Genomic DNA, 16,625 nt, shown 5'->3' on the forward strand with positions numbered 1-16,625 from the left:
TCAAAATTGATAAGATATAGCTTTAAATCATTTTATTCTAAAGTCTTTCATACAGTTCTTGCATTTGCACATCATCGGGAACTAGTTTTAAATAAGTTTGGGCTTTGACTTTTGCTTCTTCAAAATATCCCAATTCACGCAAGAGATAAATATAGTGTTCCAGAAATTCGGGATTGTCCTTCAAATCTCCTGCCAACTCTCGGTAATGCTCATAGGAAGTATCCAAATCGTCCATTTCTTGATAAGAACGAGCAATCATCCACTTGGTCAAAAGATTTTCTGGCTCCTCGCTTTGCAAGTCTAGAATATCCTCATAACGCTCCTGCTCCAGATAAATAGTAGCTAGACGGAGTAAGATTTCTTCTGTATCCTCAGCGTCTGCTTTAGCAGTAAGGAGATAATCTTCTGCACCACTAGCATCATGAAGTTCATAGGAGAATTGTGAAGCAGCCAGCAAAAGGCGAGTTTCAAAGGGATTTTTCTCCAAGCCTTGCTTAGCGATACGCAGGGCTTCTTGAACTTGATGTTCCTTATGTAAGGCCTGACTATACCCATACTCATATCCTTCAAAATCAGGAGAAATGGTATCAAGCTGCTTAAAGTAGAGGACAGCTTTTTGATATTCTTCTTGATCAAAGTAAAGACTGGCCAACTCAAAAGCTGTTAGATCATCATATTCTAACTCTAGGGCTTTTTCTAAAAACTCTGTGGCCGTTTCAAATTTACCCAACTGAGCATAGGCAAAGCCAATTCGTTGATAGGTAGAAATGCCCGTTTGCTCATAAATCGAGCGATTATCTAACTGGGCATAGCCTTGAATAGCTTCTTGGTAATTTTCCAACTCACTATCCAACTCTGCCAAGCCCAATATCAAGAGAGGATCCTCTGAATAAGTCAATGCCTCTAACAATTTCTCACGCGCCACATCTGTCAAACCTTCCATCTGGTAAAGGTCTGCCTTCAGAGCCAAAGCCGAAACATACCAGTCACTGTCAGGTTGGATTTCCTCTAGGTAAGCAAAAGCTTCTTCGATTTGACCATCCTCGCTAGCAATAGTTGCTAGATTAAGATGAACCTCTGGAAAATCTTCTACGATTTTCAGGTAAATTTCCTTGGCCTGAGGATAAAAACCAATTCCTTCTAGATAGGTGGCTAACTCATACAGAAGGTCACTTGGATCATTTTCTAAAGCTTTGACGAAATAGTGCTCAGCCTTGGTTAAATCTTGCTCTTCCAAAGCCAGTAACATCTGTTGACTATTGTTCACTCTTGACTTCCTCTCCCTCTAGTTCATATAGGCCACTGACTACCTTATACCATTCAAAAATCGCTGAAATGACAACTTTAGCAGAGGCATAAACTGGAATACCGAGCAAGACTCCCCAGATACCAAACATGGATCCTGAAGTTAACAAAACAAAGAGAACATTAATGGGATGGATATTTAATTGACTTCCCAAAATCAGTGGAGAGACAAAACGACCTTCAATAGTTTGTTCTACGATAAAGACAATCACTACTTTCAAAAGCATGACTGGACCAGCAATCAAACCCAATACTAGGGCAGGAAGCATGGCTAAGAAGCTACCCAGATAAGGAACCAGATTTAGAATACCAGCAGTAACCCCAAGCGTAACCGCATAGCGTAGACCTATAATCTTAAAGAAGATGATAAACATTACTGCTACAATAATAGCCACTGTTACTTGCCCTCTAACATAGTTGGACAACTGTTGATTCACATCTGACAAAACCTGTCCTACAGGTTCCTTCAATTTCGTCGGCATGAATTGGGTTAAATAGTTACGCAACCCTTTCCCATCACGCAAGAGATAAAAGAGCATGAAAGGAACGATAATCAAGGCAACAATCACTTGAGATGCCCCACTAATAAAGGCGCTCACCCAATTGACTGCCTGAGATGAAACCTTACTTGCCCAAACTGTAGCCTGACTAGAAAAGTTTGTCAAAACTTGCTCTAACTGAGGTCTAAAATCATCTGGTAAACGCTTGGTGACCAAATCATTAATAACTCTGTCTGCATCTTCAAGGTAGATTGGGACATTTCTTGCAAAGGTTAAGACCTGACGTTGCAGATTTGGAATAGCCACTGCCAAGCCCCAAATGATAAAGAGAGCGATGATCACAAAGACAATACTGATTGCTATGACGCGATTAATCTTATGCTTCTCCAACCAATCAACAATGGGATTCAGTAAATAGTATAGTAAACCAGACAGAATGACTGGCAACATCACAACCGCCAAAAAGTCTAAAACAGGTGAAAATAAAAAACTAATCTTACTTAAAATAAAAAGATTGAGTCCCAATAACAAGGTTACTAAGAATACCGTAATGGCCTTGTTATCCAAAAACCACTTGAAAAACCAAGATAGGCTAAAATGTTTCTCTTTTTGCTCCATAAATACTTCCTTTCTATCGTTCTCTCATTATATCATTTTTAGGAAAAAATAACTCTTTTTTAAAGTGCTTACATGGAGACAGCGACATAAAAAATCCCCTCAAAAGAGGAGATTCGATTAGTCTTGAATATGACGGTCTAAGTTTTTCTGATAATCAGCGTTTGATTTGGCTTTTTCTTCAGCAAATTTCTTGCGGAACTCATCCATTTCTTTAGTAGTGACAATCTTATCTTGGATTTTAAGGTATTTATAGCTAAGTTCACCAGTCTTATCACCTACCCAGCCATCTGCACCAGTACCTAGAACTTTCTTCGTTACTAGCATTTGGGCACCGTTTGACTGTGCAGGAATCACCAAGGCACTGTCTGTTAACCAAGCTTGAGCTTTTGCATATTTAGAATATCGTTTTTCAAGATCTGTTTTCTCACTATTAGCATCCGTGATTAACTCTTTAAACTTATCTAACCCAACCGCTTTGATTGCTGAACTGTCTTTACCTGGTACTACACCTAGGGAACCAAGAAGATTTGGTCCAGATGTTGGATCAAATATATCTAGATAAGTTGATGGATCTGCGTAATCAGGCCCCCATCCACTATTTGCATTAATATCCCAGTCAGTATTGGTATTAGAAGTAGCTAGAACCGTCATACTTGCCAATTCATCATCAGAAACTTGTTGAATATCAACTATAACATTATCTGATCCAAGAGCTTCCTCGATAGATTGTTTATAAGATTGATATTGGCGCACAAACTGTGGACGAGTAGAAGATACTGGAATATCTAAATGAATAGGGAACTGTACTCCATCAGCTTGAAGAGTTTTCTTGGCAGCTTCCAATTTAGCTTTAGCCTTATCTACATTATGAAGTGAATCCTGGGCATCATCAAGACTGACATCTTTCCATACACCATCTAATTTATCCAATTCTGCCTTAGCTACTTGCCCAAATGACTGCTCTCCTACTTGTACAAATGTTGGAGGTACTAAACTTGTACGTAATTTACGCGGTGCTACTTCGTCCCCAAATACTTGAGAGATTCCTGCTTTACGATCTGTAGCAAAAGCCAAAGCTTGACGGAAATCTTTGTTCAGCAAGGCCTTCTTAGTAGATGTTTTTTCTGCATCACTTGTTTTAGCGGTGTGATTGTAAGCAACACGGTCAATATTCGTCGAAATATAGAAAGTAGTTCCTTGTTGTTGACTATAAATAATGTTATCTTTGTATTTTTCTTTTAAGCGTTCATAGTTAGCAGAGTTTTTAAAGAGAGGAGCTGCAGGATAATTTCCTTCATCAAATCCACGTCCAAGAGAGTCAGCATCTTGACCATCAAAGAATGATAATTTGATATCATCAATAAAGACATTTTGTTTATCCCAATAATTTTGGTTTTTGGTCATTTCAATAGAAGATTTAGATGTAAGACCTGTGAGAAGATAAGCCCCATTGTATAGAATGCTTGTTACATCAGTCGCCTTACCAAAGTCATCTCCTTTAGAAGCTAAAAAGTCTTCGCTAACAGGAGCAAGAATTCCCATTGTTGTCTTCGAATTCCAGAAAGATTCTGGATGGTTTAAAGTATAGACTACAGTATAATCGTCTGTTGCTTTTACACCAACAGTAGAAAAATCCGTTGTTTTCCCATTTACATAGTCATCCAATCCTTTAATAGAATCCTGTACAAGATAAAGTGCTTCTGATTTCTTGTCAGCTGCGTGTTTTAGACCAGTCACAAAATCCTGAGCCTTAACTTCTCCATATTCTTCGCCTTCATTGGTATACCACTTGATACCCTTACGAATTTTATAGGTATAAGTCAAACCATCTTTGGAAACAGTCCAATCTTCTGCAACTGATGGTACTAGATTCCCATATTGATCATTTTCCAGTAGTCCATCAATGACATTACCAGTAATCTGTTTTGTCGAGTTTTGTCCAGAAACTGTATAATCCAGAGTCGCAGGATCTGATGAAAATACATAGGCATAAGTAACTGGTTTAGTTGCTTCCTTATTCCCATTACCAGATGAACAAGCTGCTAGAACAGCTGCTGAGAGTACAGCAACTCCAGCTGCTAAGAAAACACGTTTTTTCATAAAAAACTCCTTTGCAATTTATATAGGATTATTATAGCACTTTTCAAAAGGAAATCAACACAAAACTAAGTCAAATTTAATATTTTGTTATATTTTTTTATGTCTTATAGAGTTCCTCCAACTACAATTTTTGTGATATAATAGTCTTATCTTTATTATAGAGGTAACGTTATGAAAGAAACTGTTTATTTTGGAACTTATACACGTCGTACTTCCCAAGGGATTTACAAGGCTGACTTTGATACAGAAACTGGTCAGCTTTCAAATCTAGAACTTTTTGCAGCTGAGCCAAGTCCAACCTATCTTGCCTTTGACCAGCACCAACACCTATACACTGTTGGTAGTCAAGATGACAAGGGGGGCATTGCAGCCTATCAAACTGACGGGACTGTGTTAAATCATGTCGTTGAGGAAGGAGCCCCCCACTGTTATGTTGCCGTTGATGAAAAGCGCGATTTAGTGTACGCAGCTAACTACCACAAAGGGCAGGTTCTTGTTTATAAACGTCAGGAAGATGGTCGTCTTCTACTTAGTGATGTGGATCAACACAGTGGCCAAGGTCCACACGAAAATCAAGCTTCGCCCCATGTTCACTTTACAGATTTAACACCTGACCACTATCTAGTGACCTGCGACTTAGGAACTGACCAAGTTATTACTTATAACCTTGACCAAGAAGGGAAATTATCTAAGCTCTATACCTATCACAGCCAGCCTGGAGCAGGTTCACGTCATATCATTTTCCATAACCACTATAAAATCGCTTATCTCATTTGTGAACTCAATAGTACTATCGAGGTTCTAATCTACGATGGCGTTGGCGAATTTGAACGTATGCAAGTTATTTCAACTCTACCAGACGGTTATGAAAGCTTTAATGGAACCGCTGCTATTCGTCTCTCTAAAGACGGTAAATACCTCTACGCTTCTAACCGTGGCCATGATTCTATCGCAGTATATACCATCCTTGCGGACGGTAGCTTAGAGTTATTAGAAATCGTTCCAACGCATGGTCAGACTCCACGTGATTTTGATTTGACACCCGACCAAAAATTTCTCATTGTTGTCCATCAAGACTCTGACAATGCAACTGTCTTTAAACGTAATTGTGACAATGGTCGTCTAGCAGAACTCTCCAACAACTTCTATGTTCCCGAAGCGGTCTGCATCCGTTTTGCTCCTTAAGAAAACATAAAAAATGAACTTGGATTTTCAAGTTCATTTTTTTCTTATAGTCTATTTCCGACATTAATACGGTTAATGGCACGTTGCAGTGCAATCTTCGCACGACGTTCTTGGTCAATCAAGTGTTTATCTTGTGCTTCTTCAATTGCACGTTCTGCACGAAGTTTGGCACGTTCTGCACGACTGATATCGATATCACGAGCACGTTCTGCAGAATCAGCAACGATTGTAATCATATCATTGGCAATTTCAATAACGCCACCATTTACTGCAATCCAGTTCACGTGATCTTCATCATCAATACGTTTTACCTTTACTTCATCAACTGCTAAAACCGCAATCATATTTTCATGTCGTGGCAAGATCCCCATCTCACCATCCAGAGTTCGAACCGATACATAGCTGGCATGGTGATCATAGACGAGACCATCTGGTGTCACGATCTGGACAGTTAACTGAGCCATAGATTACCTCTTAAAATCCCATTTTTTCAGCTTTTGCAATCACATCTTCGATAGAACCTACACCACGGAAGGCATCTTCTGGCAAGTGGTCATGTTTACCATCAAGGATTTCCTTAAAGCCACGTACAGTTTCAGCAACTGGAACATAAGAACCTGGCTGACCAGTAAATTGTTCTGCAACGTTGAAGTTTTGTGACAAGAAGAACTGGATACGACGGGCACGTGCAACCAAGGTCTTTTCTTCATCAGAAAGCTCATCCATACCAAGGATAGCAATGATATCTTGCAACTCATGGTAACGTTGAAGGACACGTTTTACTTCAGCAGCAACTGCATAGTGCTCTTCTCCAACGATTTCAGGTGCCAAGGCACGTGAGCTTGAAGCAAGTGGATCAACGGCTGGATAAATACCCAATTGTACCAACTTACGTTCCAAGTTGGTTGTTGAATCCAAGTGAGCGAAGGCTGTTGCTGGCGCTGGGTCAGTATAGTCATCCGCTGGCACATAGATAGCCTGGATAGAGGTTACAGACCCCTTCTTAGTTGATGTGATACGCTCTTGCAATTGACCCATTTCCGTAGCAAGTGTTGGTTGGTAACCAACGGCTGATGGCATACGACCCAAAAGGGCAGATACTTCTGAACCAGCCTGAGTGAAACGGAAGATATTATCGATAAAGAGAAGCACGTCTTGGCCTTCCACATCACGGAAGTATTCAGCGATTGTCAAACCAGTAAGGGCAACACGCATACGTGCTCCTGGCGGCTCATTCATCTGACCAAATACCATAGCTGTTTTCTCGATAACGCCTGATTCTTTCATTTCCCAGTAAAGGTCGTTCCCCTCACGAGTACGTTCCCCAACACCGGTAAATACTGAAATACCACCGTGTTCTTGGGCAATGTTGTGAATCAATTCTTGGATCAAGACGGTTTTACCAACTCCGGCACCACCGAAAAGTCCAACCTTACCACCTTTAAGGTAAGGGGCAAGAAGGTCGATAACCTTAATCCCTGTTTCAAGGATTTCAGAAGAGGTAGACAACTCATCAAAAGTTGGAGCTTTTTTATGAATTGGCTGACGCTCTGCGTCTTCTGTAAAAGGAGCTTCCAAGTCAATGGTATCTCCCAAAACATTGAAGACACGTCCCAAAGTTTCTTTACCTACTGGTACAGAGATTGGACGACCTGTGTCCAATACTTCCATTCCACGAGTCAACCCATCTGTTGATTCCATGGCGATAGTACGGACCATACCATCTCCCAACTCCAAGGCTACTTCAAGGACGATTTTTGTTTTTCTTTCGTCATTTTTGTAGACGACAAGTGCATTGTTAATCTCAGGAAGTTTTTCCCCTGCTGCAAACAAGACGTCTACAACGGGACCGATAACCTGAGCAATTTTACCTGAACTCATCTCCTTCTCCTATTCTATATAAGATACTGTCGGTTCCTAGCTCAACTAGGTCCTAATACTCTTCGCAAATCTCTTCAAACCACGTCAGCGTCGCCTTACCGTACTCAAGTACAGCCTGCGGCTAGCTTCCTAGTTTGCTCTTTGATTTTTATTGAGTATAAGTTCATTTTCATACGAGCTGGACTAGAGCCTATTCTAAGGCACTAGCTCCTGCTACGATTTCTGTAATTTCTTGTGTAATCGCCGCCTGTCTGGCACGGTTATACTGAATTGTCAAATCATTGATGACTTTCTTAGCATTATCTGTCGCTGTTTGCATGGCTGTCATACCGGCAGCATTTTCAGCTGTCTTGGCATCGATAATAGCACCGTAAATCATACTTTCTGCAAACTGAGGCAACAACTGCTCCAAAATTTCTTCTCGGCTGGTTTCCAATTCAAAAGTCAAGCTGTAGTCTTCATCCGCTTCATTGGGATCCAAGTCAACAATCGGAAGCATTTGTTCCACACGCATTTGACTGGTTAGCGTATTGACATGGTGGTTGTAGCAAACATAAAGCTCATCAAAAAGTTCATTTTGGTACATTTCAACAGTTTTTGAAATAATCTTACGAACTTGATCAAAGCTAGGTTGGTCTGCCAAGCCACGTAGTTCATAAAGTGGTTGAATACCACGAGCCTTAAAGAAATCAGCTCCCATTCCACCAATACAGATCATTTCAAAACCTGTACCGTCTGGGTGGTATTCTTCTTTCAACTCCATAACGGCTTTCAGAATAGAGGAATTATAACCTCCAACCAAACCGCGGTCTGAAGTGATGACGATATAGCCTGTCTTCTTCACAGGACGGCTAATCAACATGGGATTAGTTGAACCACCAGCTCCATTACCATGAAGAATATCTGTCAAAAGTTTGCGAACCTTCTGAGCGTAAACTTGAAAGTTGCGAGCAGCTTCTTCAGAGCGACCTAGCTTAGCAGCTGATACCATTTGCATGGCATTAGTGATTTGACTCGTATTTTTTGTTGAGGCGATTTTTGTTTTAATATCATTTAGAGATACTGCCATCTGACACCTCTATTCTTATTGGAAGCTGGTTTGATTGAGAAACTCTGTAATCGCAGCATCCAAGACTGCTTCTTCTGGCAAGTCTTTTGTATCACGAATGGTTTCCAAAATCTCTGGATGTTGAGCGTCAAAGAAGGCATGGAACTCTTCCTCGAAACGAACAATATCATCTACTGGAACAGTATCCAAGAAACCATGTGTCAAAGCATAAAGAATGGTTACTTGTTTCTCAACAGGTAATGGTTTGTGAACAGGTTGTTTCAAGACCTCAACTGTACGACGACCGCGGTTCAACTTAGCCTGTGTTGCCGCATCCAAGTCAGAACCAAATTTAGTGAAGGCTTCCAACTCACGGTATGAAGCAAGGTCGATACGAAGTGTACCAGCAACCTTCTTCATGGCTTTGATTTGTGCAGAACCACCTACACGAGATACAGATGAACCCGCATCAATGGCTGGACGAATACCCGCATTGAAAAGACCATCACCAAGGAAGATTTGTCCATCAGTGATAGAAATCACGTTGGTTGCGATATAGGCTGAGATATCTCCTGCTTGTGTCTCGATAAATGGTAGGGCTGTAATTGAACCACCACCAAGCTCATCAGAAACTTTAGCTGAGCGCTCAAGCAAACGGCTGTGAAGATAGAAAACATCCCCTGGGAAGGCTTCACGACCTGGAGGACGACGAAGCAAGAGAGACAGTTCACGATAGGCTACCGCTTGTTTTGATAGATCATCGTATACAATCAAAACATGCTTCCCTTGGTACATAAATTCTTCCGCCATGGCAACCCCAGCATAAGGAGCTAGGAAAAGCAATGGAGATGGTTGTGAAGCAGAGGCAGTCACAACGATTGTGTAATCCAAGGCACCGTACTGACGTAGTGTTTCTACTTGCGTACGAACTGTTGATTCTTTTTGTCCAATCGCTACGTAGATACAGATCATATCTTGACCTTTTTGGTTCAAGATTGTATCAATCGCAATGGTTGTTTTCCCTGTCTGACGGTCACCGATAATCAACTCACGTTGACCACGACCAATCGGTACAAGGGCGTCAATAGCTTTCAAACCAGTTTGCAATGGTTCTGATACAGACTTACGTTGCATAACACCAGGAGCTGGTGCTTCTACTGGACGAGTTTTATCAGTGTGGATTTCTCCAAGACCGTCAACCGGACGACCAAGCGGATCCACAACACGACCAATCAGACTTTCACCTACTGGGACTTCCATGATTTTACCTGTACGGCGGATTGTATCGCCTTCACGGATATCTGTAAAGTCACCTAGGATGATAATACCAACGTCTGTTGACTCCAAGTTTTGAGCCATACCATAAGAGCCGTTTTCAAAAATCAACAACTCTCCACTCATGGCATTTTCAAGGCCATGAGCACGCGCGATACCATCCCCGATATAGGTTACAACACCTGTTTCAGTCACATCAAAATTGGGTTTGAAATTTTCAATTTGTTGCTTAATTAAAGCGCTGATTTCTTGTGCGTTAATTGCCAAAAGAACACCACTTTCTATTTCAAATTTTCTTTAACAACTTTAAGTTGTTGTTTAATACTCACATCAATTGTCTTGTGATTGGCAAAAATGACAAAACCACCAATGAGACTTTCATCGATTTGTTCTTTTACACTCCTTACTTTAAGAGACATTTTTTTCTCAATCAAAGGGAGCAAGCGACTCTTCTGTTCATCAGTTAGAGGATGAGCAGACGTAATCGTCACTTCAAATCGATTTGTTTCTTTTTCAAGTCGGTTCAAGCAATCTACAAGCACATCATAAAAAAGATTTGCTCTGTGATTGTATGCCAGAACCTGGATCAAGTTTTGCAATAAAGGTGACACAGAGTCTTGGAAGAAAGCAATCGTTTTTTCCTTGTCAGACTCGTCTACTGCCACTTTTTTTAAAAAAGAAGGTAAACCTGTTTCTTCAGCAACTTGCTTGATTTGAGTCAAGTCTGAAAAGATACGGTCTTCTTCTCCTTTTTCAAGTACCAATTGGACAAAAGGCATGCTGTATTTTTCAATTACCTTTACTGTTTTCTTGTCCATTAAGCTTCTCCTAGCTGATCGATATACTGATCAATGAGTTCTTTATGGGCATGACCATCAAGGTTTTGTGAGATGATTTTACCAGCCAAGCTGATTGTCAAATCTGCCACCTCACCCTTAACGCTTTGTAAAGCTTCAGCTTTGTTTTGAGCAATTTCTTGGTTTGCTTTTTCTTTTAAGCGTCCTGCTTCTAGTTTAGCATCTGCTAAAATACTAGCCTTACTTTTCTCAGCTGTTTCTTTCGCATTCTCAATAATTGTCTTAGCTTCTTTACGGCTACCAGCCAATTCATCTTCGCGTTTTTGAGCCAATACTTCTGCTTTTTGACGAGCTTCTTCAGCTCTGTCAATATCTGAAGCAATTTTTTCAGCTCGTTCTTCGAAAATGCCTGTAATATTAGACCATGCAAATTTTTTAATCAAGACTAGCAAAAGGATAAAAGAGCCAGCGATTAAAATAAAATTACCAATTAATTCACCTACTGTTACGTGCATCAGTTACTCCTTTCTACTCTTCATCATTAATTTTATTTCCTAGGTACATAGAGGATAATAGTGTAAAGACATAGGCCTGTACACAAGAAATGAACACGGAAAATGCAGTCCAAACTAAGTTTGTCCCAAATGCGATTGGATACCAAAAAATAGCCTGATGTGAAAGTAAGAGAAGCAAGCTTGTCATTACTTCACCTGCAAAGATATTCCCAAAAATCCGCAAAGCAAGAGAAAGGAAATTCGTGACTTCTTCAAGTAGATTCATCGGTGTCATAAATGCAGGAGTTACAAAACCTTTTAGGTATTGTTTAATCCCACGACGACGAATCCCCTCAATGTGCGCCATCACAATAATACAGAAAGACAAGACAAGGTCAAATGAAAGATTTGCAGTTGGCGATGTCCAAAGGTTTGTTCCATCTGTTGTTTGAAGTTTAGCCATCAAACCAAGATTATTGGCGATGACCATAAAAAGAAATAAGCATAAGTAAAAGAGTGAGTAATCTTTCATGTAGTGGGAACCAAGGTTAGGTTCTGTAAATCCAATTACAAAATCATAGAGATACTCTAGTACATTTTGTTTACCTTTGGGTTTCAAGGTCATATTACGACTTGCCCAATAGATAAATGCAAAAATCAGAAACACAGACAACAAAGTCAAGGCTGTCAAAGTTAAATCAAAGGTAACAGGACCAATATTGATGGTTGGATTGATACTTTCTTCCATCTAACATTCTCCCTTCTCCAATTTATATTTCGTTATTTAATAATAAATGAGAAGACAAGAGTTACGAAGAAAGTTCCTTCAATAAAGGCAACCCCTAAAAACATCAAGCTACGAAACTCAGCGATAATATCTGGTTGGCGAGCTACTGATTTCAACAAACCATTCATCAATAACCCTTCACCAAGAGATACACCCATACAGGCAAGACATAGACCAAAAAATGTTAAATTCATGATGAATTCTCCTTTTAATTAAAATTTACTTACTTAGTTTAGTCCTAAAAATTGGATTTGTCAACTTTTTACCAACATTGAAAGCGTTTAATGGAAATTATTTACAATTTTACTATTTTCGAGCTTATTATATAGAAAAAATTGGAAAAAACTTGTAATAAATCCGACCATTATCTAGGTCTTTCTGAAAAATAATGAAAAAATCCGAGATGAAATCTCGGACGAAATTGATATATTTTCTTTAACTTCTTTTCTTTTAGTGAGCAGGATTAAAGGGAAAACAACTAGAAATCTTTCATATCCTGCTTGCTTATTAAGCACGAACTGTGACGCTGGTTCCATCTTCTTTATAGAGATTGATGAGTCCTTCTTTTAATGCACGAACCATGTCTCCTGCTTGAACAGGTTGAGGCACCTTAATAGTCAAGAGTTCCATTGGATTTGGGGCGCGGTCGATTTTATTGCCTTTGGCATCGTGCAAATCTTCGATATACGTTTCAAAATGACGGAAACCTGGACCATAAAACTCAACTTGATCGCCTTCGTTGATGACATTCCGTTGACGAATGGTTGCCGTTTGAGTCGCATCATCATAAGAAACCACTTCAGCGACAAACTTATACTCAGGAATTTTACGACGCGCACCAAACAACTGCTCATTTTCAGATGGTGTACCGTAGTAGAAACCTGTTGCCAATTCACGTTGGGCAACCTTCCACATCTCGTCCACCAAGTCTTGTTTGATAGATTCAAACTTTTCAGGACTTTCAAGATAGGCATCCACAGCCGCCTTGTAGCAGTTGGTTACTGTTGATACGTAGTGAATAGACTTCATACGCCCTTCAATCTTAAGACTGTCCACACCATTTTCAATCATATCTGGGATATGGTCAATCATGGACATGTCAACGGCTGACATTGAAAATTCTTCTGGAATTTCACCTTTCAAGCTCTTGCGTTCTTGACCAAATGGCATATCGTAAAGGTCGTATTTCCAACGGCAAGATTGAGAGCAACCACCACGGTTAGCATCACGCATACTCATGTGGTTTGAAAGAGTACAACGACCAGAGTAAGAAATACACATGGCTCCGTGAACAAAGGCTTCAATCTCAACATCTGTACGTTTGCGGATTTCAGCTAATTCTTCCATCGAAACCTCACGCGCCAAAACGACACGAGTCAAGCCCAGTTCTTTCCAGAACTCAAGGGTTTCATAGTTAGTTGCACTTGCTTGGGTAGAAAGGTGGATTTCAAGGCCTGGTGCTTCAGTCGCTGCAATCATAATCAAGGCTGGGTCAGATACGATAACTGCTGCAATCCCGATATCACGCAGTTTACGGAACCACTCACCAGCACCAGCTTCATTTCCTTCGTGCATAACCATATTGGCAGCTACATAGACTTTGGCACCGTACTTGGCCGCAAACTGGACGCCTTCTTCCATCTGTTCAAAAGTAAAGTTTCCAGCACGGCTACGAAGACCATAGGCCTGACCACCGATAAAGACAGCATCTGCTCCATACTGAACAGCTACTTTTAGCTTCTCTAAAGTCCCTGCAGGTGATAAAACCTCAGGACGTTTTAATGTTTTTGTCATGTTTTCTCCTATTTGCAATATAAAAGTTTGACGTTTTTCCTTCTCATTTTATAGTAAATAAGCGATAAAATCAAGCCTAGACAGATTGTTTTGACAATTCTAATCTTTTAAGCTTTGTATAATAATTGTTAAACTATCGAATATAAACCAATTTTAACAAGTAGCCAAAAAGTCTAGACAAGTAAAAACCAGTACCCAAAGATACTGGCTCATTAAGCTACATAAATTAGTCCTTAGATGATTATTCCCACTCAACTGTTGCAGGTGGTTTACTTGTAATATCGTAGACGATACGGTTAACATGATCCACTTCGTTTACGATACGTACTGAGATTTTTTGAAGCACTTCCCAAGGAATTTTGGCAAAGTCAGCAGTCATACCATCAATAGAGGTGATGGCACGGATTGCAATTGTGTAGTCATACGTACGACCGTCACCCATAACCCCAACTGAACGAACGCCTGTGTTAACAGTGAAGTATTGCCAAATATCGCGGTCAAGGCCAGCTTTGGCAATTTCTTCACGGAGGATAGCGTCTGATTCACGAACTGTTTCTAGTTTTTCTTCAGTGATTTCACCCATAACACGGATAGCAAGTCCTGGTCCTGGGAATGGTTGGCGCCATACGATATGGTCTGGCATACCAAGCTCTGTACCAAGGGCACGAACTTCGTCTTTATAAAGAGTGTTGAGTGGTTCAATCAGTTCAAACTGCATGTCTTCTGGAAGACCACCCACGTTGTGGTGTGACTTGATAGTTTGAGCTGTATCTGTACCAGACTCGATAACGTCTGTATATAAGGTACCTTGAGCAAGGAATTTCACATCTTTGAGCTTGCTTGCTTCGTCATCAAAGACATAGACAAACTCGTTACCGATGATTTTACGTTTTTGTTCAGGGTCAGAAACGCCAGCAAGTTTGTCAAGGAAACGTTTAGCAGCGTCTGCTTTGACGATATTCAAACCAAACTTACCACCAAGCATGTCCATAACTTGGTCCGCTTCTCCTTTACGAAGAAGACCGTGATCCACGAAGATACAGATCAATTGATCGCCAATCGCTTTTTGGAGAAGAACTCCAACAACTGAAGAGTCAACACCACCTGATAGACCAAGAAGGACACGTTTATCACCGACGGTTTCACGAATTTTTTGGATCTGCATATCAATGAAGTTATCCATTGACCAATCGCCTTTAGCCTTACAAATGTTAAGGGCAAAGTTACGAAGGATATCATTTCCGTATATAGAATGGCGAACTTCAGGGTGGAATTGGATACCGTAAATGTGTTTATCTGGGTTTTCAATGGCTGCATAAGGGCAGTCAGCTGATGTTCCAGTACGAACAAAGTCAGCAGGAATTTCAGTAACCGCATCACCATGGCTCATCAAAACAGTCTGTTCATCAGGTGTTGATTCAAAAAGCGCTGATGGTGTGTGAGTTAGGGTTGATTGACCGTATTCACGATTTCCAGCATCACCTGCAGGGACAACTTTTCCTCCAAGTTTATGGGTCAATAACTGCATACCATAACAAATTCCCAAAATAGGAATTCCGAGTTCGAAGATTTCTGGGTCAATATCAAATGAACCATCTTCGTATACAGAGTTTGGACCACCTGATAGGATAATTCCTACAGGATTGATTTCACGAACTTCAGCAGCTGAAATTTTATGGCTCTTTAGTTCTGAAAAAACGCCAATCTCACGGATACGGCGTGAAATCAGCTGGTTATATTGGCTACCATAGTCCAGCACGATGATTTTTTCTACATCTTGCAAATCAGTTGATATGTTGCTCATCTTTTTCCTTTCTCAAAAGAAATATCTTTTTCCAATATTCTATCACAAATAAGGGCGAATTACCAACTAATACTCAATGAAAATCAAAGAGCAAACTAGGAAGCTAGCCGCAGGTTGCTCAAAACACTGTTTTGAGGTTGCAGATAGAGCTGACGTGGTTTGAAGAGATTTTCGAAGAGTATAAACAAGGCGAAGTTTGACTTTTTCTAGTTTATTGGGGTACAATAGAGAAAAGATAGAAATGAAGTGAAAAATATGCTACCCGCTTATATGAAAATCCATGATCAGATTAAAAAGGATATTGACGAGCACCGTTGGGCTATTGGGGAGAGACTTCCCAGTGAACGAGATTTAGCAGAGCAGTTTGCGGTTAGTCGCATGACCCTCCGCCAAGCCGTATCTCTATTAGTCGAAGAAGGCGTCTTAGAGCGCCGTGTAGGAAGCGGCACCTTTGTTTCCAGTACTCGAGTACAAGAAAAGATGCGAGGGACAACCAGTTTTACTGAAATTGTTAAGTCCCAGGGTAAAGTACCCTCTAGCCAACTCATTTCCTACAGAAAAACCATTCCCAATGAGCAGGAAGTTGCCAAGTTAGGCATTTCTCCAACGGAAAATATTATCCGAATGGAACGGGTCCGCTATGCCGACCAAGTCCCTCTGGTTTATGAAGTTGCTTCTATTCCTGAGAAATTCATTAAGGACTTTAAAAAAGAAGAAATCACTAGTCATTTCTTCCAGACTCTACAAAAACACGGCTACCGTATCGGTAAATCACATCAGACCATCTATGCTCGCCTTGCTAAAGAAAAAATTGCCCACTATTTGGAAGTTGAAAAAGGACATGCTATTCTTGGTCTGACTCAGGTTTCCTACCTAGAAGATGGAACTGCTTTTGAATACGTAAAAAGTCAGTATGTAGGCGAACGCTTTGAATTTTATCTTGAAAATAATTAATACTCTTCGAAAATCAAATTCAAACCGCGTCAACGTCGCCTTGCCGTACTCAAGTACAGCCTGCGGCTAGTTTGCTCTTTGAT

At 40.4% G+C, this 16,625-nt stretch carries 15 protein-coding genes; 2 read left to right on the forward strand and 13 right to left on the reverse strand.

Features of this window, described 5'->3' with window-relative positions:
- Nucleotides 1-37: 37 nt before the first annotated feature.
- The 3 genes from SK642_RS06010 to SK642_RS06020 all read right to left on the reverse strand — a co-directional run bounded on the left by SK642_RS06010 (nt 38) and on the right by SK642_RS06020 (nt 4,523).
- Nucleotides 38-1,267: a tetratricopeptide repeat protein gene (locus SK642_RS06010; RefSeq protein WP_033683848.1), complete on the reverse strand. Its 1,230-nt coding sequence runs from the start codon at nt 1,265-1,267 to the stop codon at nt 38-40.
- Nucleotides 1,257-2,423, reverse strand: a complete 1,167-nt coding sequence (locus tag SK642_RS06015; protein ID WP_033683850.1) for an AI-2E family transporter — start codon at nt 2,421-2,423, stop codon at nt 1,257-1,259. The genes SK642_RS06010 and SK642_RS06015 overlap by 11 nt, the downstream gene beginning before the upstream one ends.
- Nucleotides 2,424-2,540: 117 nt before the next feature.
- Nucleotides 2,541-4,523: a peptide ABC transporter substrate-binding protein gene (locus SK642_RS06020; RefSeq protein ID WP_033683852.1), complete on the reverse strand. Its 1,983-nt coding sequence runs from the start codon at nt 4,521-4,523 to the stop codon at nt 2,541-2,543.
- A 171-nt stretch (nt 4,524-4,694) separates the two neighbouring features.
- Between SK642_RS06020 and SK642_RS06025 the strand changes: the two genes are divergently transcribed.
- On the forward strand, nt 4,695-5,708 hold the full coding sequence (locus SK642_RS06025; RefSeq protein ID WP_033683853.1) for a lactonase family protein: 1,014 nt from the start codon (nt 4,695-4,697) through the stop codon (nt 5,706-5,708).
- Nucleotides 5,709-5,752: 44 nt separating this feature from the next.
- On the opposite strand, the gene SK642_RS06030 is transcribed toward SK642_RS06025, so the two are convergent.
- The 10 genes from SK642_RS06030 to guaA form a co-directional block, all read right to left on the reverse strand.
- Nucleotides 5,753-6,172 carry a F0F1 ATP synthase subunit epsilon gene (locus SK642_RS06030; RefSeq protein WP_000068041.1) on the reverse strand — a complete coding sequence of 140 codons (420 nt, stop codon included), beginning with the start codon at nt 6,170-6,172 and terminating at the stop codon, nt 5,753-5,755.
- A gap of 10 nt (nt 6,173-6,182) precedes the next feature.
- Nucleotides 6,183-7,589, reverse strand: coding sequence for a F0F1 ATP synthase subunit beta (gene atpD / locus SK642_RS06035; protein ID WP_000094357.1), 1,407 nt, complete (start codon nt 7,587-7,589; stop codon nt 6,183-6,185).
- Nucleotides 7,590-7,779: 190 nt separating this feature from the next.
- Nucleotides 7,780-8,658 (reverse strand): F0F1 ATP synthase subunit gamma, encoded by an 879-nt coding sequence (locus tag SK642_RS06040; RefSeq protein ID WP_000301222.1) that lies wholly within the window; start codon nt 8,656-8,658, stop codon nt 7,780-7,782.
- 15 nt (nt 8,659-8,673) lie between these two features.
- Complete coding sequence (gene atpA, locus SK642_RS06045; RefSeq protein ID WP_000996629.1) at nt 8,674-10,179, reverse strand: F0F1 ATP synthase subunit alpha; 1,506 nt, start codon at nt 10,177-10,179, stop codon at nt 8,674-8,676.
- Between the two features lie 14 nt (nt 10,180-10,193).
- Nucleotides 10,194-10,730: a F0F1 ATP synthase subunit delta gene (locus SK642_RS06050; protein ID WP_000359034.1), complete on the reverse strand. Its 537-nt coding sequence runs from the start codon at nt 10,728-10,730 to the stop codon at nt 10,194-10,196.
- Complete coding sequence (gene atpF, locus SK642_RS06055) at nt 10,730-11,224, reverse strand: F0F1 ATP synthase subunit B (protein ID WP_000558549.1); 495 nt, start codon at nt 11,222-11,224, stop codon at nt 10,730-10,732. The genes SK642_RS06050 and atpF overlap by 1 nt, the downstream gene beginning before the upstream one ends.
- A 13-nt stretch (nt 11,225-11,237) precedes the next feature.
- Nucleotides 11,238-11,951 carry a F0F1 ATP synthase subunit A gene (gene atpB, locus SK642_RS06060; protein WP_000392863.1) on the reverse strand — a complete coding sequence of 238 codons (714 nt, stop codon included), beginning with the start codon at nt 11,949-11,951 and terminating at the stop codon, nt 11,238-11,240.
- A 32-nt stretch (nt 11,952-11,983) separates the two neighbouring features.
- Nucleotides 11,984-12,184, reverse strand: a complete 201-nt coding sequence (locus tag SK642_RS06065; RefSeq protein ID WP_001054557.1) for a F0F1 ATP synthase subunit C — start codon at nt 12,182-12,184, stop codon at nt 11,984-11,986.
- Between the two features lie 313 nt (nt 12,185-12,497).
- Nucleotides 12,498-13,784: a peptidase U32 family protein gene (locus SK642_RS06070; RefSeq protein ID WP_000169104.1), complete on the reverse strand. Its 1,287-nt coding sequence runs from the start codon at nt 13,782-13,784 to the stop codon at nt 12,498-12,500.
- Nucleotides 13,785-14,025: 241 nt separating this feature from the next.
- Nucleotides 14,026-15,588 (reverse strand): glutamine-hydrolyzing GMP synthase, encoded by a 1,563-nt coding sequence (guaA, locus tag SK642_RS06075; RefSeq protein WP_033683854.1) that lies wholly within the window; start codon nt 15,586-15,588, stop codon nt 14,026-14,028.
- Nucleotides 15,589-15,843: 255 nt separating this feature from the next.
- On the opposite strand from guaA, the gene SK642_RS06085 reads away from it, so the two are divergent.
- The gene (locus SK642_RS06085; RefSeq protein ID WP_033683857.1) at nt 15,844-16,542 is read left to right on the forward strand and encodes a GntR family transcriptional regulator; all 699 of its coding nucleotides are present in this window, start codon (nt 15,844-15,846) and stop codon (nt 16,540-16,542) included.
- The last annotated feature ends 83 nt before the right edge of the window (nt 16,543-16,625 follow it).

The organism is Streptococcus mitis, from assembly GCF_000722705.1.
Taxonomy (GTDB): Bacteria; Bacillota; Bacilli; order Lactobacillales; family Streptococcaceae; genus Streptococcus; species Streptococcus mitis_P.

Coding starts and splice junctions, on each gene's coding strand:
- SK642_RS06015 (WP_033683850.1), bottom strand. CDS start 2,423: ATGGAGCAAAAAGAGAAACATTTTAGCCTATCTTGGTTTTTCAAGTGG.
- SK642_RS06020 (WP_033683852.1), bottom strand. CDS start 4,523: ATGAAAAAACGTGTTTTCTTAGCAGCTGGAGTTGCTGTACTCTCAGCA.
- SK642_RS06025 (WP_033683853.1), top strand. CDS start 4,695: ATGAAAGAAACTGTTTATTTTGGAACTTATACACGTCGTACTTCCCAA.
- SK642_RS06030 (WP_000068041.1), bottom strand. CDS start 6,172: ATGGCTCAGTTAACTGTCCAGATCGTGACACCAGATGGTCTCGTCTAT.
- atpD (WP_000094357.1), bottom strand. CDS start 7,589: ATGAGTTCAGGTAAAATTGCTCAGGTTATCGGTCCCGTTGTAGACGTC.
- SK642_RS06040 (WP_000301222.1), bottom strand. CDS start 8,658: ATGGCAGTATCTCTAAATGATATTAAAACAAAAATCGCCTCAACAAAA.
- SK642_RS06050 (WP_000359034.1), bottom strand. CDS start 10,730: ATGGACAAGAAAACAGTAAAGGTAATTGAAAAATACAGCATGCCTTTT.
- atpF (WP_000558549.1), bottom strand. CDS start 11,224: ATGCACGTAACAGTAGGTGAATTAATTGGTAATTTTATTTTAATCGCT.
- atpB (WP_000392863.1), bottom strand. CDS start 11,951: ATGGAAGAAAGTATCAATCCAACCATCAATATTGGTCCTGTTACCTTT.
- SK642_RS06065 (WP_001054557.1), bottom strand. CDS start 12,184: ATGAATTTAACATTTTTTGGTCTATGTCTTGCCTGTATGGGTGTATCT.
- SK642_RS06070 (WP_000169104.1), bottom strand. CDS start 13,784: ATGACAAAAACATTAAAACGTCCTGAGGTTTTATCACCTGCAGGGACT.
- guaA (WP_033683854.1), bottom strand. CDS start 15,588: ATGAGCAACATATCAACTGATTTGCAAGATGTAGAAAAAATCATCGTG.
- SK642_RS06085 (WP_033683857.1), top strand. CDS start 15,844: ATGCTACCCGCTTATATGAAAATCCATGATCAGATTAAAAAGGATATT.